At 45.1% G+C, this 255-nt stretch carries 1 protein-coding gene; it reads right to left on the bottom strand.

The window, feature by feature from the left end:
• Positions 1-191, bottom strand: a 191-nt coding sequence (locus FS736_RS23850; protein WP_144481563.1) for a hypothetical protein, incomplete at its 3' end; no start/stop codon positions are given.
• Positions 192-255 lie beyond the last annotated feature (64 nt).

Genomic DNA, 255 nt, shown 5'->3' with positions numbered 1-255 from the left:
ATTTCTTCAGTCTGAACCTCCCTTCCGCCACAAATTTCATTCACGACCATTTTCATTTCTCTTTCCCAACACACATCCCTCTCCATTTCTTCATTTATTTTACCAACACTCTCTCTCACCACCACCAGTTCCCTATCCACCAACCCACTCTCCTCCTCTTTCCCTACTTTTTCATTTTCCCATTCACCCACCAACCATTCCACCCAATCAAACCAATTCCTCTTCACGCCCATCACCACAAACAATACTCCACCC

It is taken from the genome of Cytobacillus oceanisediminis 2691, from assembly GCF_007678455.1.
Classification (GTDB): domain Bacteria; phylum Bacillota; class Bacilli; order Bacillales; family Cytobacillaceae; genus Mesobacillus; species Mesobacillus oceanisediminis_A.
The sequence above is the reverse complement of the archived record's forward strand: the minus strand, read 5'-3'. Positions and strand labels throughout refer to the sequence as shown.